The organism is Arcticibacter sp., from assembly GCF_053551015.1.
This window is the reverse complement of sequence record NZ_JBMQOB010000021.1, coordinates 290713-313277: the sequence shown is the minus strand read 5'-3', so window position 1 is coordinate 313277 and position 22565 is coordinate 290713. Positions and strand designations below refer to the sequence as shown.

The 22565-nt window shown below is 44.9% G+C and carries 20 protein-coding genes; 1 reads left to right on the top strand and 19 read right to left on the bottom strand.

The genetic code is table 11. The annotated features are described in order from the left end of the window. Positions 1-12: 12 nt before the first annotated feature. The 16 genes from ACO1NU_RS15225 to ligD form a co-directional block, all read right to left on the bottom strand. Positions 13-990 (bottom strand): glycosyltransferase family 2 protein, encoded by a 978-nt coding sequence (locus ACO1NU_RS15225; RefSeq protein ID WP_448819348.1) that lies wholly within the window; start codon positions 988-990, stop codon positions 13-15. After that, entirely contained in the window at positions 984-2132 is a 1149-nt protein-coding gene (locus tag ACO1NU_RS15220; RefSeq protein ID WP_448819347.1) for a glycosyltransferase family 4 protein, read from the bottom strand. Before ACO1NU_RS15220 ends, ACO1NU_RS15225 begins: the two co-directional genes overlap by 7 nt. After that, on the bottom strand, positions 2129-3370 hold the full coding sequence (locus tag ACO1NU_RS15215) for a hypothetical protein (protein ID WP_448819346.1): 1242 nt from the start codon (positions 3368-3370) through the stop codon (positions 2129-2131). Before ACO1NU_RS15215 ends, ACO1NU_RS15220 begins: the two co-directional genes overlap by 4 nt. 12 nt (positions 3371-3382) lie before the next feature. After that, positions 3383-3991, bottom strand: a complete 609-nt coding sequence (locus ACO1NU_RS15210; protein WP_448819345.1) for a sugar transferase — start codon at positions 3989-3991, stop codon at positions 3383-3385. A gap of 16 nt (positions 3992-4007) precedes the next feature. Beyond that, positions 4008-5270 (bottom strand): DegT/DnrJ/EryC1/StrS family aminotransferase, encoded by a 1263-nt coding sequence (locus tag ACO1NU_RS15205; protein WP_448819344.1) that lies wholly within the window; start codon positions 5268-5270, stop codon positions 4008-4010. A gap of 10 nt (positions 5271-5280) precedes the next feature. Beyond that, on the bottom strand, positions 5281-6141 hold the full coding sequence (locus ACO1NU_RS15200; RefSeq protein ID WP_448819343.1) for a glycosyltransferase family 2 protein: 861 nt from the start codon (positions 6139-6141) through the stop codon (positions 5281-5283). A gap of 2 nt (positions 6142-6143) precedes the next feature. Next, positions 6144-7313, bottom strand: coding sequence for a DegT/DnrJ/EryC1/StrS family aminotransferase (locus ACO1NU_RS15195; RefSeq protein ID WP_448819342.1), 1170 nt, complete (start codon positions 7311-7313; stop codon positions 6144-6146). Continuing rightward, complete coding sequence (locus ACO1NU_RS15190) at positions 7310-8752, bottom strand: lipopolysaccharide biosynthesis protein (protein ID WP_448819341.1); 1443 nt, start codon at positions 8750-8752, stop codon at positions 7310-7312. The genes ACO1NU_RS15195 and ACO1NU_RS15190 overlap by 4 nt, the downstream gene beginning before the upstream one ends. A gap of 21 nt (positions 8753-8773) precedes the next feature. Continuing rightward, the gene (locus ACO1NU_RS15185; protein ID WP_448819340.1) at positions 8774-9808 is read right to left on the bottom strand and encodes an SDR family oxidoreductase; all 1035 of its coding nucleotides are present in this window, start codon (positions 9806-9808) and stop codon (positions 8774-8776) included. Positions 9809-9835: 27 nt separating this feature from the next. Continuing rightward, entirely contained in the window at positions 9836-11137 is a 1302-nt protein-coding gene (locus ACO1NU_RS15180; RefSeq protein ID WP_448819339.1) for a nucleotide sugar dehydrogenase, read from the bottom strand. 278 nt (positions 11138-11415) lie between these two features. Continuing rightward, a complete protein-coding gene (locus ACO1NU_RS15175; RefSeq protein WP_448819338.1) occupies positions 11416-13707 on the bottom strand; it encodes a GumC family protein in 2292 nt (763 codons plus the stop codon). Between the two features lie 47 nt (positions 13708-13754). Continuing rightward, on the bottom strand, positions 13755-14525 hold the full coding sequence (locus ACO1NU_RS15170; RefSeq protein ID WP_448819337.1) for a polysaccharide biosynthesis/export family protein: 771 nt from the start codon (positions 14523-14525) through the stop codon (positions 13755-13757). Between the two features lie 201 nt (positions 14526-14726). After that, entirely contained in the window at positions 14727-15392 is a 666-nt protein-coding gene (locus tag ACO1NU_RS15165; RefSeq protein ID WP_448819336.1) for an acetyltransferase, read from the bottom strand. 226 nt (positions 15393-15618) lie between these two features. Beyond that, positions 15619-15999: an SPW repeat protein gene (locus tag ACO1NU_RS15160; protein WP_448819335.1), complete on the bottom strand. Its 381-nt coding sequence runs from the start codon at positions 15997-15999 to the stop codon at positions 15619-15621. Between the two features lie 92 nt (positions 16000-16091). Beyond that, entirely contained in the window at positions 16092-16862 is a 771-nt protein-coding gene (locus ACO1NU_RS15155; protein WP_448819334.1) for a DUF72 domain-containing protein, read from the bottom strand. Next, complete coding sequence (gene ligD / locus ACO1NU_RS15150) at positions 16862-19582, bottom strand: DNA ligase D (RefSeq protein ID WP_448819333.1); 2721 nt, start codon at positions 19580-19582, stop codon at positions 16862-16864. The genes ACO1NU_RS15155 and ligD overlap by 1 nt, the downstream gene beginning before the upstream one ends. A 212-nt stretch (positions 19583-19794) precedes the next feature. Between ligD and ACO1NU_RS15145 the strand changes: the two genes are divergently transcribed. After that, on the top strand, positions 19795-20754 hold the full coding sequence (locus ACO1NU_RS15145; protein ID WP_448819332.1) for a TIGR03885 family FMN-dependent LLM class oxidoreductase: 960 nt from the start codon (positions 19795-19797) through the stop codon (positions 20752-20754). A 71-nt stretch (positions 20755-20825) separates the two neighbouring features. Here the strand turns inward: ACO1NU_RS15145 and ACO1NU_RS15140 are convergent, their stop codons facing one another. From ACO1NU_RS15140 to ACO1NU_RS15130, 3 genes are all read right to left on the bottom strand, one after another. Continuing rightward, positions 20826-21011: a DUF3606 domain-containing protein gene (locus ACO1NU_RS15140; protein ID WP_448819331.1), complete on the bottom strand. Its 186-nt coding sequence runs from the start codon at positions 21009-21011 to the stop codon at positions 20826-20828. A 35-nt stretch (positions 21012-21046) separates the two neighbouring features. After that, positions 21047-21334: a hypothetical protein gene (locus tag ACO1NU_RS15135; RefSeq protein ID WP_448819330.1), complete on the bottom strand. Its 288-nt coding sequence runs from the start codon at positions 21332-21334 to the stop codon at positions 21047-21049. A gap of 326 nt (positions 21335-21660) precedes the next feature. Next, positions 21661-22539: a 3-keto-disaccharide hydrolase gene (locus tag ACO1NU_RS15130; RefSeq protein ID WP_448819329.1), complete on the bottom strand. Its 879-nt coding sequence runs from the start codon at positions 22537-22539 to the stop codon at positions 21661-21663. Positions 22540-22565 lie beyond the last annotated feature (26 nt).

Below are 22565 nucleotides of genomic sequence, written 5' to 3'. Positions count from 1 at the left end.
CGTTGGAAAATCTCAGGTCTTCGGCTTAAATTTTAACAGGTATTGCACGCGTTCAGGAGGTATCATATACACCATCAAGAGGAACATATACCGGATATAGTTGGTCAAAGGGTTTGTTTCCTTGATTGCTTTCTTGATATAGTTGAAGCAGATCCTGGTTCCCCGATTATTAATATAGGCGGTATTTCCCAGGCTTTTCCAATAATTGGCCATATAATACGCCTGTGGTTTACTGACTTCCTCCGCTAAGTAATTACGGATGGAATCGAGCTCCCTGTCGATAACCTCAGCTGACTTTCGTTCTACATAGGTTAATTTCAGTACATTATTGTAGAGACGTTTTGCCTGCCCGCGCTTTGGACAGGCGACAGGCGTAGCTCGATAGTAGTAAAGCGGATCATCCAGCACAGCCACCTGAGCACCATTCGCGATCAGTCTCTTCCAGAATTCGCCGTCCTGCACGTAGTAGAAGCGAGAATCGTATAATCCTGCTTCAATCAATTTACTTTTCTTCAAAAATGCACTCCCATGCGGGAATAGTGCTTTTTGCTCAAAAATTTCATTCTCAGAACTGTCTCTCTTCGAGAAAGTATCGTCTTTCCAGACAATCTCGCCATACAGATCCACTACATAGCAGTTGGATCCGATCAGGTCGATGTGTTCATTTTCTAAAGCAAAAAAGACTTGCTTTTCCAGTCTATCGGGTGCAGAGAAATCGTCGGCATCTTGCCTGGCTATATACTTGCCCTTCGCCTGGAGTATCCCCTTGTTTAATGAGGCAGCCAAACCCAAATTCTTTTCATTTTCAATGAAAAGAATTCGGGGGTCTATACTCATAAAGCCTCTGCATATCTGCTTTGAATTGTCGGTAGACCCGTCATCGATAATGATGAATTCGAAGTCTGTATAGGTCTGGGCTAAAATGGAATGAATAGCCTTTTCGACATATAGTCCCGAGTTGTAGACAGACATTAAAACGGTAACTAGCATGATGGAACTTTTTGGTTGATTTGCATTGTAAAAGACCGAAATAGTGGAAGCGCGCCATAAAATTCAATCTCTCCTTTAATATTCTTTGTCATGTCGCAATGGAGACGTACCCAGTCGGAGGCCTTGCGACCCATCTCTTCCAGCTCATTTAAATTGTTAAACCAGCTCAGGATATCCTTCCTGATATCAGCTTCGCCGTTCCCTACCAATACGCCATTGACACCGTGATCAATACACTCTCGCGTACCCGGAACGGAGGTCCCGATTCCAGGTGTGCCGCAGGCCATGCCTTCTAAGAGCACCTTCGGACTACCCTCATATTCCGACAAAAGAATCACACTTCTGGCTTTGTTATAGTACAGGGGGAGCTCTGAATTGTCTACCGACTCCTTCCATTCGATAGATGGTGTCCTACGAACTGCTTCAAGAACCACGTGTGATAATGATCCTCTTCCTATAATTAAAGACTTCATATTCAGCCCACACAGCACCTGGATGAGCAGCTCAATATTCTTTTGCTTTTCGAACCGCCCGATAAATATGAAGTCATACTCCTTTTGCGTGCCGGATGGTTTGAACAGGTCAAGATCTATGGCATTATACATACTCAATATCTTTTCATGCCGGATGCCATAGTTCTTTTTAATGAAGGCGGATGCTTCGTTAGACGTCACGATGATCAGGTCACACAGACGAAAAGCAATCCGTTCTTTTATTCGTTTTACAAAACCGAGCCCTAAAAAGTGAGAATAGTAATAGCCCATCCTGACCACCAGTGGTATACCAAATACGGCTTTTAAAATGAGGCCAAAGCCCGACGCGCTATATTGATTAGTCTTGGAAAGAACAACGCGTCTAAATTGTTCACGAAAGAACATCAATGCCCATATATGATACAGCAGGTTTTGAAGCTTGAAGGGTATTTTCCTGGAAATCCAACCGGGAATACACAATACTTCCATATCGGCATGTCCCTTCAGATATTCATCGTCGTCCCGGCCATAACTAAAGACGAGCAGCTTCAGTCCGGAGCTCCTGCACAAAGCAGTATAATAGTTCAATTCTCTCGATAGCTGACCCAGCTCATGCCATTTTTGAAGGCTCATGTTGGGCGTCATCAGTAACAATAGTCTGTCTTTCATACCGGAGACGTTTCGAGCTTAACTTTGTGGGTGATCATTTGCTTTTTGCTTGTATCCGGGACGTTCAGTCGTTTAAAGTGAAGCAGGCTGAAGTATAAAAAGAAAGTCGGACCATCTGCTCCCACTAACCAACCGTTATGAGACAATGCATTCATCGAAACGCCGACAAAGGCAAAGAATAAGCACACAAGAAGAGCATGATCCGGCGACCTGATGTTACGGATAGCATATTTCAATGGACCGACCATTTTGCGGTAAATCAAAAATAGAAGACCGAGGCCAATAAACGGACCCAAGTAGGTAAAAAACATGAGGTAAGCATTGTGTGAGGTAATCCCCGAACCAAAAACCTGATTACGATATATGACATCGTCCCAATTCTTTCCGTAAAAGATCAATCCATAAGGATAATCAGCATAGATGTTCAGGTTTTCTGCGACAAGACCTGATCTGCTGTATCTGGTATCGGATCCAGCGTTCTTGGTGATGATATTATCTGTGCTTTCAGCACTTTTTGTTATAACATAAGAATAAAGGAAAAAGCCTGCAAGGGCCGCTACTCCAACAATCAGAATGGCTTTGTAATTGTAGTAGCACATCAGAAACAAGAAGTTCGACACAACGAAAGTGACCAACACGGAGCGATTCATCCCCAAATAAACAAATGCCAGACAAGCCGATAAGGCAATTGCCTTCAGCAACAAACTTTTCTTAAACACAACTGTGTACACCGGAAGAAATGATACTAAAGCAGCCAGCTGATAGCCGAACGTAAAGATCGTTAACGAAACCCCTGAAGGAGTTTGCTGTATCTGTTCTCCCATAAGCAGCGTCCTTAGCTGTATAGCCGGATACAAAAAGAAGTGGTTGAACACCATTACCATGCAGGAAAAGAATAGCAGACCGAAGAATATAAAGATCGAAATACTGTACCTCCTGTAGTTAGAACCCACGAAGTAATTAAAGTAAGCGGCGCAAAACGTGATCACTATGCTGTTGGCTATCGCATTCTTAATATCGCTTTGAGCAAACCCATAGTATATGAGGACAGCCGTGACAAGAACAAGAACTTCAGACTTATACGCAAAGCCCTGAACCTCTTCTTTAAAAAAGAGCAACAGGGGAATACCAAAGATAAACGGTGCGGGAATCCTAAACAGGCTTGTCATAAATATCCCGTACGCCACTGAGTAAAGATAAAGCAACACGAACATTGCCATCAAAACCTTTCTAACCATAACAAATCGCTGCTAATTCGACGTATGTCTGCCCAACAATACTTTTCTGATGGTAAATACAATAATCCGCAGATCTACGAATAAGTCATGATGATCGATATATTCAAGATTGCTCTGCAACTTTACGGGTATAATCTCCGTGATGTAAAAGTGTTCCGGATCTTCTGCACTACCCAGTAACTCACTCTCGTCCCGAAACTGAATTGACGCCCAGTCAGTAATCCCCGGCTTCACGCTTAAGACCCTTTGCTGGGTACTATCATACATTTCTACGTACTTCCTGACTTCAGGTCGCGGCCCCACCACACTCATGTCTCCCTTCAGCACGTTGAATAACTGCGGCAATTCGTCTATCTTATACTTTCGAAGCCAATAGCCCACCTTAGTGATTCTGGGATCGCGGTCTCCAAGAGTTAGTAATCCTCCGGACCGTCCATTCACATACATGGTCCTGAATTTCCATAAACCGAAATCATTATTATCTCGGCCCACCCGCGACTGGATATATAGTAAAGGCCCCTTTGAGCTAAAAGACACAACAAGAGCGATAACTATCAGCAGAGGCAAAAGTGCAAGGATGCTGATAAAGGAGAAAAGAACGTCGAATATACGTTTGGTCATGGGATGCTGGGTTTAACTAAATGCTGCTCAAGCTGACACTGTCGCTCTGAACAGGATTCATTCTATTGGCCAAACATCGTTCAACCTGCTCCGCCACAGACTTTATAATATACTCCGTCTGTACGTCAGTCAGCTGCGGGTAGATAGGCAAAGAGATCTCACATTTAAAATGATTGTACGAATTCGGGTAGTCGTCTATCCGGTAACCAAGGTTTGAAAACAAAGTCAGCATGGGCATTGGAATAAAATGCACATTTACGCTAACTCCCAAATCATTCAATCGAGTGATGATCTCGTCTCTCTCCCACTCCGCGATACCTTTTATCCGCAATGGAAAGAGGTGATAGCTTGATTCTCTGTAACCATTATCTAAGGGAGGAGCGACAAACCACGCATACGGATTAAACCCGTCGAGATATTCAAGCGCTATGGCCTTCCTCCGAGGAAGTAGATTTGAATTATACTTTCTGATCTGAGAGAGACCTACAGCCGCGCAGATGTCTGGCATATTCACCTTCTTTCCGTGGAAAAGAACGTCATACTTCCAGTTTGCGCTTTTAGACTTTGCAAGCGAGTCTTTATTCTGTCCGTTCAGGGAGTAAATCTTGAGATAGGCATAAACCTCATCATTATTAAACGGCGCAGGCAGGTTTAAACAAATACCGCCCCCCTCAGCAGTGGTAATATTTTTCACCGCGTGAAATGACAGCACCGTAACATCGGCCTTCTTGGCGGCCGGCTCCCCATTATACATCGCCCCAATGGAGTGCGCAGCATCTGAAAGCAATAGAATACGGCCTAGTTTCTCTTGATTCAAGGTCTCGGGAATGAAATCTCTCACGATCTCAGGATCCTTTATGATATTCAGGATTGCATCATAGTCACATGGCCATCCTGCAAAGTCCACCGGAATAATCGCCTTTGTTCTGCAGGAGATAGCCTGCCTCAACTGCAAAGAATCCATCGTCATGTCCTCACCCACGTCTACCATAACAGGCCTCGCTCCACACTCCATAACACAGAGTGCAGTTGCACAATACGTGTAAGCGGGGACGATAACTTCGTCTCCTTCTTTGACACCAAACCACTTCAGCATCAAGATTGCACCTGATGTCCATGAGTTTACACAAACTACGGCCCGGGAAGCTGTCAGCGTCGTAATCTCTTCTTCCAGAGCTTTCACCTTTGGACCTGAAGTAATCCAGTTAGAGCGGAGCGTATCTGTCACCTCGTCTATCGTTTCCTGATCAATGTAAGGCGGAGAAAAAGGAATAACCATGGTATTGTATTTAAAGAATAGTTCGGATCGTTTGCAGCGCACTGCTCAGACTGTATGTTTTAATTTCGAAGGACATGTACCGTTTCATATAGAACCTCAGCAAGATCATCTTCTGAAGAGAGTTATGTTTAAACTTCCTGATGATGATACTGAAGTCACTAAATTGCCGCTCTTTGAGCACATTGGAATGTGTCATGCTCCAGATACCTCCCGAGTGACGCCGGTAACAGCTCATTACTTCGGGTATCACATAGATTTTTTTGCCGGACCGGAAGGTAGCAAACAGCTTTACAAACTTGTCTCCTGCATGACACATCGGGTACCAGTCTGAACTATATAGCTCTTCAACATACTTGCGCTCCACCAACATCGACGCCGTCGGTGTCTGTTGCTGTTTATTAACGATCAGCTTGTTATAGCTATACTCCAGCCGTACCGGCTTTGGATCCAGATAAGAGATCTGCCCGTCAAACTCAATTTGTCGCATATAGTGGGCGCACATGACATACTGCGAATTATTCTGAAGGAAGTCAACCTGCTTCTGAAGCTTGTTCGGATCAGTCCAGTAATCATCACCATCGCAGAAGGCTATGTATTTCCCTCTTGCTTTCTTTAATATTCTGACCACGTTATGTACCGGACCAACGTTTTCGGGGGAAGTAATTAGAATGACTAGCTGCGGATGTCTTCTTGCATAGTCTTCCACGATTTCCCGGGTTCTGTCCGTTGAGCAGTCCTCACCTATAATGATCTCATACTTGAAGGATGTTTTCTGCATCACAAATCCTTCCATCGCCTGAGCGATATACTTCTCCTGGTTATACGTGATACAACATACGCTCACCAATGCCTCTGTATCCAGTTGATCCATGGTTATACGTCAACTTTAGTTGTGCTAAGGATCGTCTCGATTTCCTTTTCCAGAACTTTTATTTCATGAGAGAGACTAACTGTGGAAGGAAGGCCATAGTGTTGCACCCTGAGCATAATCCTGGCGATCATATCCAAATCCGAAAAGGTCAGAGTATGATAAAGCGGCAAACAAATAATGCGCTTTACAATAGATTCGCAGACCGGTAAACTGGTTTTCGAAACATAGGGTAAAGTAGCCAGCGACGGATAAAAATATCTTCTGCAATACACTTTCTCATTACTTAAAGCCTCCATACATGCAAGCATGAGATCCTCTGAATCAAACAGAACCGGCAGATACGCATAATTATAACCCTCTTCATCACCTATCTGCTGAAAGCTTACGTTCAAATTACTAAGCATCTCCTTATAATGCAGGGAAAGCTCTTTTCTCTTGGCCAGGATCTCATCAATATGGTTAATATTACACAGGCCCATAGCGGCATGAAACTCACTGTTCTTACCGTTGATGCCTAGCTCTGCAAACTCTTCCGTTCCATTGTGACCGAAATTCCTCATAAAGGCCATTTTCTTCAATAGATCGGAGTTTTGAGTAAAAACAGCTCCTCCTTCAATCGTGTGGAAAAGTTTCGTGGCATGAAAGCTCGTAGTACTCACATCTCCATATTCAAAGACCGACCTGTTTTTGTATTTAGCTCCAAAACAGTGCGCCGCGTCATAAATCACCTTCAAATTATAGCGTTCCGCGATATCCTGAATGGCGTCAATATCGCAGGGACGTCCAAAAACATGTGTCGCAAGGATTGCCGAAGTTTCCGGCGTAATAGCATCTTCAATCTTTGAAGGATCTATGTTGAACGTGTCCGGTTCTATATCCACAAACACCGGTTTACAACCCTCCCAGACAATACTACTGGTTGTTGCCACATAGGAAAAAGGTGTCGTAATGATCTCTCCTTCTAGTTCGAGCGCTCTGATCGCAATTTGTAGGGCAATCGTACCATTTGAAACATACAACAAATGAGGAAGATCAAGGTAGTTTTTTAGTTTGATCTCCAATTCGTTCACTAACGGACCGTTGTTGGTCAGCCACTGCCGCTCCCAAATGCTGCTAACGTAGTCATGGTACTCTTTTACCTGAGGCAGGTAGGGTTTTGTAACTGGTATCATCTTTTTAGGATTAGTTGTTTGAAGTCGCTTACTGCAGTCAGCTTGAATAGACTCGCGCTGATAAAATAGAACAGTGAATAGAAAAACCCGGTGAAAATAATTCGCTCCAGATCCGTAACATTGAAGTGCCTGATCAGGAAACTGTCAATAAAATAGCAAACACCACCAACGATGACCGATAAGCAAACGGAGGGCAGCAAGTCCTGTATTTGCTCAACGATCGAATAGTCGATGATTTTCCCGCTATAAATAGTATTCACGTAGTAGCCGAAAAAGCTATATCCAAGCTGAAAATAAAGCAAGCCATAGATTCCGAAAGGAATTACGCTCATGATCCCCACCACACACGTGAGCTTCTTTATAACTTCCAGTTTGAGGAACAGGTCACTTCTGCCTTTTACCTTTAATATGTTCAGGTTATATGAATGTAGCGGGTACATGATTCCTGCTATACACAGTATCCGGAAATAAGGAACTGCGGGCAGCCACTTTTCTGTGAGCAACATCCGAAACAAAGGATCGGCTATAATACACAGGAAGATCAGTATAGGCGCGTTCCAGAAGACTACCTGTTTCAAAACACGCTGATAAATCACTTTCAATTTGATGTTATCATCTGAGATGGAGGCAAACATCGGATAAGTTACCTTGCTCATCGCGACTGATATGTTGTTTATCGGGAACTGACTCATTGAATCTGCCCTGGAATAGTAGCCCAACTGAGTCGCTGAATAATACTTACCAATGATTATCACATAGATATTTTGATAAAATGTGTCCAGCAGCCCCGATAGAGTCATCTTATAGCCGAAGTGGAAATGCTTTTTAAACCGCTCTCTGTCAAAAGCGAACGAGGGACGCCAACCCGAGAAGATCCAGTTCATAACGGCCAGAAGTGTTGAACTGCAAATGCTCATCCAAACCAGGCTCCACACGCCATAACCCGACTTCGCAAGTACTATTCCCAGAATCCCTCCGCCCAGTACCGACGGAATCTGGATCATTGTCGGCACTTTGAAATTCATCTCCTTAATAAACCTGGCGTTCTGCACTCCAAAGAAGGCGTTGATAATAAACGTCACACCGATCACCCGGATGATATTTGTCAGTGCCGGCTCTTTGTAGAATATAGCCAGCCAGGGGGCCGCAACAAACAAGATCGCGTATACCACTAAACTACCCGCCAGATTAAAGAAAAACACGGTTGAATAATCTTTCTGATCCGCATCATTTGTCCTGATCAAAGACGATGTGAGACCGCTATCCATCAAAGAACTACCAATGGAAATGAAGACATATATCATCGCCAGCTGACCAAACTCGGCGGGGGCCAATATGCGCGCCAGAACGATACTGATCAACAGGCTGACGATCTTCGCTCCGAACTGCTGACCAAAAGACCATAAAATCCCGCTTACTACTTTTTCCCTGAAGCCCATTTCCTGTTCTTAAGGCTATCGTTAAACAGCTTGCTGTATAGTGGCCAATTCCTTCTTTTTGACAAACCACCTTACTGTTTCCTGAAGTCCGGTTTCCACACTGAAGCGGGGACTGTAATCCAACATTTGTTGTGCCTTGTCAATAGAAGCCAGTGAGTGAGGTATGTCTCCCAGGCGTTGTTGGCCGTACTCAATCGGAACGTTCGCAATGAGTGGATCATAGTCACACAAATACCTCTTCAAGTAGCTGGTCAACTCATTCAGGCTGGTTTGTTGCCCAAAAGCGACATTGTACGTCTGATTAACAGCCGGCGCAAAATCGGTAAATACTGCCCGCATATTCATCTGAATGACGTTATCGATATAGGTAAAATCGCGTGAATATTCTCCGTCTCCATTAATTACGGGGCTCTCATGATTCATCAGGGCTTCAATGAATTTTGGGATCACTGCTGCATAAGCCCCCGCAGGATTCTGCTTAGGTCCGAAAACATTGAAGTATCGCAAACCAATTAGTTCCATACCGTAGGTACGGGCAAATACGTCGGCATACAGCTCATTCACATACTTTGTCACGGCATAAGGGGAAAGAGGGCGGCCTATTCGATCTTCAACCTTAGGAAGCTCTACGCTATCACCATAAGTTGATGAGGAAGCGGCATATACCATCCGCTTCACACCTTCGTCCCGCGCCGCAACCAGCATATTCAGGAAGCCGCTTATATTAACTTCATTGGTTGTAACAGGATCATGGATAGACCGTGGTACAGATCCTAATGCAGCCTCATGAAAAACAAAGCGCATTCCCTTGGCAGCATCTCTGCATGTCTGCAGATCTCTGATATCTCCTTCGATAAGTTCAAAGCCCGGATGAGATGAGAACTCATCCAGGTTACTTCTGAAGCCTGTCGAAAAGTTATCCAGCACACGCACCCTGCGGGCACCATTATTTAGCAGGTAAGCAACAAGACTGGAGCCTATGAAGCCTGCCCCACCAGTCACCAGAAAGCTCGAGCCTGACAGGCTCTCTTTGTCGGCGCCGTTTTGTAATTCCATAATTTAAGATTTTGATGAAAGACCCAACTATAATCGGGCGTCCACCAGATTATCGGGAAGCATCGATTTGATATCGTAAATAACCGCATTGTCCTTACACAAGCTTCTGATATTCAAGCATTCAAATTCTTTATGCGCCACAGCAAGAAGAACGGCGTCGTATTGACGCTCCTTGGACTCCCCATTCTCACAGATAACCCCATACTCATGCATCACCTGTCTGGAGTCTGCCAGCGGATCATGAATGCATACCTGTATCTGGTATTCCCGAAGCCGCGTGACGATGTCTATAACCTTGGTATTGCGTACATCGGGACAGTTTTCTTTGAACGTAAAGCCGAGTACCAGCACCTGACTGTTAGCCATGCTTATTCCTTTGGCAAGCATTTTCTTGACAAGCTGGTCAGCCACATAAGCGCCCATTCCGTCATTAACCCGTCGACCAGCTAAGATAATCTCCGGGTGATAGCCTATCTCCTGCGCTTTCTGAGCCAGATAATAAGGATCAACACCTATGCAATGCCCACCAACTAAGCCCGGTTTGAAATTCAGGAAGTTCCATTTCGTGCCAGCTGCATCTAGAACCTGCTGGGTGTCTATACCCAGCCTATTGAAAATCATCGCAAGCTCGTTAACGAAAGCAATATTGATGTCCCGCTGGGAATTTTCAATCACCTTCGCTGCTTCAGCAACCCGGATGGAGGCTGCCTTGTATGTTCCCGCAGTAATCACGGAATTGTACAGCTTATCAATTATCACCGCCGACTGCTCGGTCGATCCCGATGTGATCTTCTTTATCAAAGCGACTGTGTGCTCCTTGTCTCCGGGATTGATCCGTTCCGGAGAATATCCGGCGAAGAAATCCACATTGAAAGTCAAACCGGAATACTTCTCCAGGACAGGCACACACTCGTCTTCGGTTACTCCTGGATAGACGGTCGACTCATAGACTACGATGTCACCCTTTTTGAGATTGCTGCCTACCAGAGCGCTAGCCTGCAGAAGAGGACTAAGATCGGGGCGCTTATTTTTATCAACCGGCGTAGGTACCGTTATAATGAAGATGCCACATGTTTTCAGAAGCTCTGGCTCACAGGTACAATAGAGCCCTTTTTTTGTAGAACAATCAAAGGTCAGCACCCCTTGTAAGCCCTGGCGGGTAACCTCTCTGGTATGATCATGACCCGACTTTAGCTGGTCTACACGATCCGGATTAATGTCAAATCCAATGACCTTATATTTTTTCGCAAACTCAACTGCGAGAGGCAGACCTACATAGCCTAGCCCAATAATACCAATCTTAGTACTTTCTAATGTCTGCGCGTCCATAAGGTTTTATGCAATCAGTTATAGGAATCAGGTTAAAAATGAATTTTAGTTTTTTGGGCATAGCTTCGCTACTTCCACTTACACGCTGAGTTTGGAAAATAGATTTTGAAGAGCATCCATTATCACTAATGGAAATGTGAAAGGAGTACGTTTCATGCAGGCAAGCGCAGCTTCGCTACCTCACTTACATGAGCTTTCAGGGACAGTAAATGCAGAGAACAACAGTAATGAAATCAACCAGATACCGGGATCAAGCCGGGTAGAGGGGATCTGTAAGCCTAGCTTGCCAGCTCTTTTCTACCCTTTTTGTTTACCTCATACCCGTATCGTCCATATCCGTATGAATTGCCGTTCTCCAACTTTGCATCGTTGAATACCACCTGTACATTCTTCAGTTTGCTATTGCTGACAATGTCCCGGAGGATCTCCAACTGGTATGTATTAGTAAAATTGTATCGAACCAGGTAAATACTTGCGTCAGAAAAAGGAGCAAGACTAAAAGCATCAGCGACCTGCCCCACGGGCGAAGTATCGACAATGATATAATCAAATCTCTTCCGAAGCTCTTTGAACAGTTCCGGTATCTTGTAACTCATCAGTAATTCCGCCGGATTCACCGGGTTCTTGCCTGAACCGATTACAGATAAATGAGGTGACTTCCCTGAAGGCACCAGAATGTCATCTAGAGTGAGAGTGTCAGATTCCAGATAGTCGCTTAAACCGACCTCTTTACCCAAACTCAGGTATTCCAATAAATCCGGTTTACGCAAGTCAAACTCCAGCAGCACCACCTTCTTGTTTATGAAGGACAGAGACATGCCGAGATTGATACTGAAAAACGTCTTCCCCTCGCCCATCATGCTGGATGTTATGATGAAGACCTGGCTGCGACCATCTGTATTTAGAAAATTTAGGTTCATCCTGATATACCTGAACAATTCAGACATCGTTGTACGGCTGTCCTGTTGCATAATCAGGGCCTCCTGCTTGTTCCTATGGCAAAGCTCTCCCAGAATACGGACGCCTTCGATGCTCTTCACATCAGACACGTCCTGCACCTTGCTATTTAAAAGATCCTTACCATAAATAAAACAAACCGGTAAGATGCAGCCTGCCAAGAATGAACACAGATAGATCAAGGACGATTTAGGGCTTACCGGGTTGGAATTATAAGCGGGCTTGTCAATAACTTCTGAATTAGGAACAGTCGAAGAAAGCGACAAGGCAGTTTCTTCCCTCTTCTGTAACAAATAATGGAACAAGCCCTCCTTAACCGACTGAGCACGGCTTCTTTCCAAAAGACCCCGTTCCAAAGCAGGCATTTTCTTTATTTCTTCAGTGTACTTATTGGTGTTTGCCATTAAGCTATTCCTCTGGAGAGTTAATCCTTTCTTCACATTCGCAAGAGCCTCATTCATACTGGCCCTTAGCCCTGCGAGCTGTTCATTGATCCCGACGATAAGGGGATTGTCGGGCCTCACCGTGTTCAACAGCCTTTGCTTCTCGATCTGGAGGTCATTATATTTTCCGGTCAAAGCTGTCAACGTTTGATCCTGAAGAGTTAACACACTCGGTACCAACCCGGCCTGAGCATCCGTCTGTTTGAGATATCTTTCGATTGAACGAATTACAGCTATCTGTACTTCCAGAGATGATAGTTGTTGACTGTAAGCTCCTGAATTCTGAACACTCATTTGAGCATCAGAGCTCAGGTTCGTAACCAAATTCTGGCGTTTGTAGCTTTCTACATCCTGCCCAACACCACTTAAATCTTCTGACAAATATTTTAAGCGGTTATCAATGAAACTAATTGTACTTCTTGCAATTAAGCCTTTATTCTGAACATTATCCAGATTATACGTTTCGATCAGCTTAGACATCACGTCTACACCCCGTTGAGGAACTGCATCTTCCAAATTCAATACAATGGTATTTGCATCTTTAACTACCGGAAAAATGACTAACCTCCCCAAGCTATAGGCCTCAGCCATGGCATTCAGATCCTTAAACTCAACTAATACGGGCTTATGGGATATCGAAAAGGCTGGGCCCTTTCCTACAGCGATTGTATATTCCGGCTTACTGATTGTTTGTCCAAACCTGTAGCTCGCCTTACTGGTACTGTCAACCAGATAGAATCTTTCGGCATCGATGATATCAATCGAGAGCTCCTTCTTGCTATAAGCTTTATCACCAAGCTTATACGTTGTTATCACGATAGGCAAAGACTTGCCATAGAGTTCCTTTTTGGCGAATAGCCCATCGACACTGTAACTGGTTTCCAGAGAAAGGCCTTTAAGAACCTTATAAAGCAGATCTCTCGAACGCAGCACCTCGATTTCATTCTGAACTGTACTGAAACTATGAAACATATCCAGATCGCTGAACGCAGATTCTTTGACCCGGTTGTTCGTTCCAATACTCTCCTTGATGAGTAATGTACTACTGATTTTATAAGAGGGGACTGTGCACTGTATATAGATAAAGGCAGCAATAAGGCTCACTGAGACCGTGATAAGAAATACATACCAATATCGGATGTACTTCATAGCTTCTTTTAAAATATTCATTTGTATCAGGTTAAATGAACCGGCTTGCAACGTATAGCCAACACCGCTTAATTATTAAAGATCATCGCCGTTACAATAACAGTTATAGACGATATCGCCGTCAGCCAAACGGGCATCAATCTGTTGCTGTTACTAAATACCTTTTCTTTGGCTTTATCGGCTTCCACATACACAACATCATTCTGTTTTAAATAGAAATATGGTGAATTCAATATATCCTTCTTATTGAGGTTCATTCTGACCATGGTGCGCTCCGAACCATTTTCGCGTATGACTAACACATTCTCTCTTTTCCCGTAGGGCGTCATATCACCAGCCCTTCCCAGCGCTTCCAGTAAATTAATACGTTCATTGGTTATAGAAAAGGTTTCCGGTCGGTTGACTTCCCCGATAACCGTGATTCTGAAATTAAGATATCTGATATTCACAATAGGATCCTTGACATACTTATTAATTTCCTTGGCAAGTACTTTCTGAGCTTCATCCAAGGTCAGTCCAGCTAGTTTAACTGATCCCGTCACCGGAAAATTAATAAATCCGCTATTGTCAACTTTATAACCATCCCGGTCCTGAAAACTAGTAATGGACCCTTGTCTGTTCGGATTGGCTGTAAACAGTGCATTTGATTCTGCACTCGGTGTATTGACGGCTATATCTAATATATCTGCCACCTGAATGCGTGGTTCTACCTGATTCACAATACGATCGTTTATTTCCGCCTTATTAGAGAGGTCACTGAAATAAACGAGATTCCGCCGTGAACCACAAGAAGAAAGGAGCAGTAAGAGTAAAGCAGATATAGAGTAGAGTTTATTCATTCTTGCCGTTATGTTATGAGTGATTCAATTAATTAAAGATAGGCTTTACTTGTATAATGAAGACTAAGTTTACATATTTGTATAGTCATCTGTCCTTTTTACATAATTAATTCCCGGACTGAGATATTTTACTTAACAAGTGAGATGATTTAGTCAACAGATGAGAAGTTGATATAAAATGGATGCTCTAACAAAAAACCATTAACTTAGATATTTATTCTTGATCAACTCAGCAGTTACCGTTCTCTTAACTGTTCTGCTATTAGTAAACACCTCATGATCATTAGTATGCGCACAAATGTTCGAACCTACCCCAATAATGTTCGCACGTCCGACGGTGACATTTTGATTGACAGTTGAATTCATTCCCAAAAAGGAATTGTCTCCGACTTTCGAGTCCCCTCCAAGGTAGCATCCAGAGAGGAGCGTATGCTGCCCGATTTTGCAATGATGTGCGACCCTCGGTCCTAAAAGAAACGAACCTTCCCCAATCTCAACAAAGGGGCCGATTACCGTCCCTTCAGATACAATAACGTTGTCACCATACTTAAGATCCTCCCAAACAATCGCTTTACTGGATATATAGCTGGCAAACTGGTAACCGCGTTCACTAGCTTCCTGGTAGATACGCGCCCGGTTAGTATTATTTCCAACCGCGATAAAAAGTTTGCAAGCTGATGGAGGATAATGCTTTTCAAGTGTCTCGAAATCTAAAATATCCAAGTTCCAAAGCGTTTGCCTATCAGGCCTATACTGCCTCTGAATGGTAAGCGCTGCTACCTCGTAAGAGGTGTCATGCCTAAGAACATAACAAATGTATTCCGCTAACTTTCCTGTTCCAAATACGATAACTTTAGATTGACTCATACAGAAGATTCAGGTTTGACTAATTGGTAGACGAAGATAGCTGATTATTCAAACATGATCATATCGAAATCACGGTTGACTAACTAATGAGTAGCAATTGTATAATTCTGAGAGTAAATTATTCACAAGAATTATTCATATAACTGATAACGAGGGCAGTCCACCTAAATAAAAAGAAACAAAAAAGGGCCTTTCGGCCCTTTAAACTAAATAAAATAAGTATTAACTAAGCATGTCGCATCTCTCCATGTCCGAACCCATGCTGTGAAGTTCTTTGGGTGCACAGCGCAGCTCCTATTTCCATAATCCCAAGGATGAGATGTGGAAGGTAAACCTGATCATTGAACCCGAGCAACCACGGAGAGGCCGCAAGGAAGAGACCGGCGAGTAGATCCGTCGTCAGGTGCGTACCCATAGATATGGTTTTCATGGCGCCACCTTCATAATCGGTCATTAGCGACATAAGGAGCATCAAAGCACCTACAGCTACCGCAGACCATTTTGCTGCCTCAATATCTGCAAATCCTAAGATCCATGGCGACGCAATTAACAATACACCCATGATGTAATCCAATACAGCATGGGTTTTTCTGGTGATAAATTTCATTGCGATAGTATTAAGTTTAACATAGGTTTAGATATGCTGTTTCAAATTGCATGCCAATCCGATGGCCTGACATATGAAGCAACTACACAATTCTATGTCACAACTCGCTCATTTAGACCAATTAAATTCCTCACTGCATCACCCATCGTATTATTGAAATAGGTGAACACATCTTTTCCGTCGTCAAGCCACCCGTTTATATACTCGGCATATTCCTCTAGATATTCGTCCGCATAGCTCCCTCGATAGCCTCTTTCCGGGCCATGAAACCGCAAATACACAAAATCCTGCTCCGGTTCCCTGAATGGAGCCGCCGAACCGATCATATCATGCATTACCATGCCCACATCCCAATCGTACAAGAGGTCATACACGTCCTGTTTATACCAAGATGCATTTCTAAATTCGACTGCTACCCGCCAGGGCAGTTGCGCAGTCGCATCTTTCAGGTTCACAAGAAGAGACTGGAACTGCCTAATATGATCTACGCCCAGGCTGGGTGGGAATTGAATCAATACGCATCCTCTCCTGCCTTCCGCCCGGTTGATCACATCAAAGAACTTGAAAACATTGTCAGGTTCAAATATCAATCCTTTGTTGTGCGTAATCTCCTTCCAGAGCTTAAAGGTAAACCGGAAATCTTCCGGTACCATATCTGCCCATTTGCCAACTGTCGATGCCATCGGAAGCTTGTAAAAAGAACTGTTAATCTCCACGCTTGTAAACAAGGAGCCATAATAGCAAAGCCTGCTTTTATCCTGATACGCCGGAGGAAAATGCAGCTTATTAGGCACTGGAAGAACAACATTGCTCGTTCCTGAATAGAACCGACCTCTCGAATCTGTCAAATCGTTTCCCTCCATTAACCAAAAATACTTTTCATCTTTTTCAGCGTCTTCTCCAGGTCTATACCTTTTCCCAGAGCCCCTTTGAACAGATCTCCTTCTACCTTTAACCGGTCTACAGCATTAAAGATTGTAAAATCACGCATCTTCAAACCCGGTTTCACTTCATCCCAATGCAGAGGCATCGACACAGTTGCACCCACTTTAGGCCTCAGAGAGTACGGACCAGCAATGGTTGCGCCCGGGCGGTTCTGCAGAAAGTCGAGATACATCTTTCCCTTCCTGTTCGCCACCATACGCTCCAGACTGGTGTAGTCCGGAATCTGCTTGTGAACCATATTCACCAGTAGACGGGCAAACATCTGCGACTGATCATAGCTGTATTTAGCTTCCAGCGGAATATAGATGTGCATTCCTGTTGATCCCGAGGTCTTGCAGTAAGAAGGCACGCCGATTGCGTCCAGCACTTTCCTGACCTCCTGAGCTGCTTCTATTACCTGATCAAAGGTATTCTTATCGGGATCCAGATCGATCACGCAATAATCCGGATTGTCTGGCGATTGCACTCTGCTGAACCAGGGATTCATCTCAATACAGCCGAGGGTGGCCATCCATAGCAAACTCGCCTCGTCTGTTCCCACCAGATACTCCTTGTCTTCACCGTCACTAGTGGTATAAGGAAAGGTCTTAGCCCAGTCTGGCGCTTTTCCCTTAACATCCTTCTGATAGAAGCTCGACCCATGAATTCCCCCGGGGAAGCGGTTCAAAGACATGGGACGATCTTTCAGATACGGAAGGATAAACTCAGCTACCTGATAGTAGTAATTAAACATATCCCGCTTCGTCACCTTATCCTCAGGCCAGTAAATCTTACTCAGGTTCGTGAACTTCAGATCGTGTCCGCAGATCTTTCTCACCTGCGTTTCATCCTTCGGATTCAACAGGGTCTTCCTTTCTTTTTCCTTTGGAGGCTTAAGCGCCTTAAAATCATCTTCCTTTATCTCCAGCTCTTCAACAATTTCGGGAGTGTGGATAGTGGTCTCCCTTACCACATCTTTAGCTTTTTTATCTATCCGCATTCCCTGAAATGAGGGATGTCTGAACACGCCGTCGCTTGTTACTTCGCTGAAGGCCACTTCACAAACCAGCTCCGGCTTTAGCCATGTGGCCTTTGCCCCCGGTGGATTCGGACGGAACCGAGAAGGTTTATTCACGTCAGGCAGCTCCTTAAAAGGCGATTCATCTGTGATCAGTGGCTTCATCTGATCCATCATTTCCTTCTGTAACTTGTCTGAAAATCCTGTCCCCACCTTCCCTACATACTGCAATACTCTTTCTTCGTAGACTCCAAGCAGTAGCGAAGAAAATTGCTTGGCCGTTCCCTCGTTTTTCGTAAATCCGGCGATAATCACCTCCTGTCTTTTATGCACCTTCACCTTCAGCCATTCTTTTGACCGAACATCTGTCACATAGGTACTGCCTGATTTCTTAGCAATGATGCCCTCCAGTCCCATCCGCTCCGCCGCCTGGAAGAACTCCAGACCGTTAGCTTTAAACACTTTACTGAGTCGAATCCGGTCGTCGTCTGTTGGCATGATCTCAGCAAGGATTGCCTGCCGGTGGCTCAGCGGTAAACCCCTGAGATCCTTTCCATCATACCAAAGCAGATCAAAGACGTAGTAAGCGAGTTCTCCATCCGCCTCGCTTCGCCAGTTCTGCAAGTCTCCGAAGTTGGAAACACCCTTCTCATTCAATACAAGAATTTCGCCATCGAGCACCGCATTAATCTTCCAGTCCTTTAATATCCGGTATATGGGATAGAAGCGCTCACTGAAAGACTTGTTATTTCGCGACTGCAACTCCACTTCACCATCTTCAACATAGGCAACAGCCCGGTACCCGTCCCATTTCACCTCATACTGCCAGCCGGGCGCATCAAAAGGCTCATCTACCAGCGAGGCCAGCATGGGCTTGACGTCCTTTGGCATATCCGCCTGCGGAAGCTTTTTCAAGATCTTCTGCGCGTCTACTTCCTCTGTATTGAGATCAGTGCCACCCCGCATGGAAACCTCTTCTGCTGGTTGAGCGGCTTCCTTTTTCTTCTTTGTTTTCTTTGCCGTGCTAAACTTCTCCTCCTGACCATTTTTCCAGACCTTATCGCTCGTCTCAGCCATATTATCTATTGTCTTTCCTGATAATACCGATTTGTCCAGCTTCGTAATGTCCTTCTTCGATGCGAAGTCGTCATTGTGCTTAATCAGCAGCCAGGCATTTTCTCCCATCCCATGCGTCTTGACAAGCGCAAATTCCCCTTGCAGCTTCTCTCCGTTCAACTTAACCTTCAAAGAGCCTTCCTTCAGCTGCTGCAGTAAATGCTTCTCCTGCGCCTTTTTACCCGAGATTTCTTCGAGAGGCTCATACGTTCCCTCATCCCACACTATAACGGTACCTCCTCCATATTCGCCCTTCGGAATAATCCCTTCAAAAGTCCGGTAATCATAAGGATGGTCTTCCACCATCATCGCTAGGCGCTTTACCTTAGGATCCGTAGAAGGCCCCTTGGGAACAGCCCAGCTTTTCAAAACACCTTCCATCTCCAGACGGAAGTCATAGTGAAGTCGCGATGCATCATGTTTCTGTATAACAAAGCGTAGTTTATTCTTGTCTTTACTCTTTCCGGCTTTGGGTTCAGCCGTCTTGTTAAAGTCCCGCTTCTGGGCATATTTTTCCAGGCTCATAGTAGTAGATTCTATATTTCTAACAAGATCAGCCCTACAATGGTTTGTCGCACCACCTAAATACCAGCTGGGTGCAATCCGTCTACCCCCCCAGGCGGACTGACTACAAAGCAGGTACAAAGGCAAAGAGCCGAAGGCTACGGTGAGACGTACATTCGACAGATTTCGAGAACCAAGCAAACCTCCGTTTGTTTAATCTCGAAAACCAAACCATGGCAGAGATCGGATACCACGCTTCACATGAACAGTTCAAACCGGGGGAGCTCCTCCGTTACGTCCAAATGGCTGAACAGGCGGGCTTCAAGGCTGTAAACTCCTCGGATCATTTCTTTCCCTTGAGCGAGCGGCAGGGCGAAAGCGGATTTGCATTTGCATGGCTCGGAGCAGCGATGCAGGCTACATCTCTCCCCTTCGGCGTCGTATGCGCGCCCGGGCAGCGCTACAATCCTGCCATTGTTGCGCAGGCAGCAGCAACCCTTTCTGAAATGTTCCCCGGACGCTTCTGGGTTTCCCTGGGTAGCGGCGAGGCGCTTAATGAGATCATCACCGGTGAAAAATGGCCTTCCAAAACCGATAGAAATGCACGACTGCTGGAGTCAGCACTCCTCATCAGGTCGCTGCTCGACGGCGAGACGGTGTTCCATAAGGGCCTCGTCACTGTAGAAAATGCGAAGCTCTACACCTTACCCGAAATTAAACCCCTTTTACTCGGAGCCGCAGTGTCAGAAGAAACTGCCGGCTGGGTAGGTAGTTGGGCTGACGGAATGATAACCGTTTCCAGGCCAATCCATGAACTTACTGAGGTGGTGAACAGATTCCGTGAAGACGGAGGAGAAGGTAAGCCAATGTACCTGAAAGTTCAGCTGTCCTATGCTGAAAACGAGGAAGAAGCACTAGCTGGCGCATATGATCAATGGCGCACCAACGTCTTTCAGGGAAGCGTGCTTGCCAACCTTCGCTCTGTTGAAGAGTTTGATGCTGCCGCAGAGCTGGTGAAACCTGAACAACTCTTCGATAAAGTAAACATTTCCTCTGACCTGAACAAGCATATCGAGTGGATCCGTCAGTATCAGGCGCTAGGCTTCGAAAAGATTATTCTTCACAATGTAAACCGTAGTCAGGAATTCTTCATCCAAGAGTTTGGCAGACATGTATTGCCGGTCTTCGCATAATCCGAAGACCATCCCAAACAATAAAGCCCGAAGATGTCTCTCTCCGGGCCTTGTTGGTGTTTATAGAAGCACTAGCCTTTCTGGCGCTTTAGATAAGCTTCAACAGCCTCACGGCTGTTACCAGCTTGCCTGATCGCTTCTCTCACGGTTTCGCGGCTTACTCCGAATTTCTCCTCCAGATAAGAAAGTTCATAACTTTCCTCTCTGGAAACTTTACTGGCATCGCGCCCATCTCGAATATTCTTATTGTCACTCATAGCTTTCAAATTAAATAGGTAGTACGTATTTTATTCTATTTCGCGTTTACGCCGGTTTCAAATCCTTCACTTCCTGGACGATGCCGCTCAATCAGCGCACCAATTTCAAGAATTTGTGAATCGTCCAACGGCCAGCTGTTTTCAGTAGCCAGAGCCCAGCCTCCGGACCCCGTTTTTTCGAGTATGATGGGATCACTATCATAGAGCTTGCGCTCTTCATTATCGCGTTCGACAGAAAATCGATGATTGTCGGCGTCCATTTGCTCAACAAAAAGCTTTTCTTCCGTCCCCGCCATGTTGAAATTTATCACAAATCGTTCCATAGATGAATGTTTTCTTATCTAACAAAATCATAAAGCGCAGGTTTGCACAAACACAATTTTCCAGGCGGGTGAGTCTCATTTAAGCGGCATCGGGGCACCAGATCAGAACATTCACAAACAAAGCAGCCACACATCAGATTTATCATAGAGCGCACAACAACATACAGCTACCCTATTCAACACCGGGAATGGCCGCTAAAGAATATCACTGTCGAGGGACAATTGCACTGCAACTTTGAAACCCTCAAGTTAAACCAGAATGACATGAGGATCATGCACTATGCGGAGAATGTGCAGGTGCTCGTCTGGAACAGAATACGCAACGACTACTCGAAATAAGACGCGTAAGCTGCGGGTAGTTTATCGATATTCTTAATCATGATGTCTTTATAGAATACCTCCGCAGCCTCACTCTGAAGCTGAATTTTTCCCTTTACAAGTGGTTTGCTGATTTCACCATCGCTGTATGATGACTTGGAAAGTGCCATAACCACCTGACCGTTCACAATATGCAGACTTTTATCTCCAAAGCAGATGAGTTCAAGCTCGTTCCATTCGTTCATCGACCGCTCATAGTTACCGCTTGCCTGGCAAAAATGGTGGTTACCTTCTTTAACAGAACCCATGCGAAGCTCCGGAGCCCGGCGATTGTACACCAGCGTGTCTTTTCCTTGCGGCATGGCTGCGCGGATGCTGGCCTGTGAATTGGCTATGCACCAGAAATCGCCATGGCTCCTCTCTATCACTTGAAACTCCTGAGAGAGCATCCATGAACGGAAGTAGTCCACACCACATTCACCCTGAGAATGATACAAAATACCTGAATCCATCGGCTCATGCAGACGCGGCACCCACTTCTTAGTTCCCCACTTAACCTTGAGCTTCAGATGATAGTTTTGAAATTCCTCTTTCGTGAAAAGGCAGCCATAGATCTCTCCGCTGATCCTGAGCACCGGAACCCCCTCCTGCCGTACTACTGAAAAGACATTTGCTTCATTCCGACCGTATCCGATTGGCGCTATAGGCTTTCCTGACTGATCCTTGGGAACCTGTCCATTATAAGATGTCGTATGCCGGTAACTTTGGTATGTCTCCCAGCCATTCAGGGTACCATCAAATAAGGTTCGCCATTCATCCTTCGGTTGGAAAGACGTGAGCGTACATAATCCCAGCAAAATGCCGATGAGGTTAAGGTGCTTGTTCATAATCGGTTTTATGTAAATATAAATAT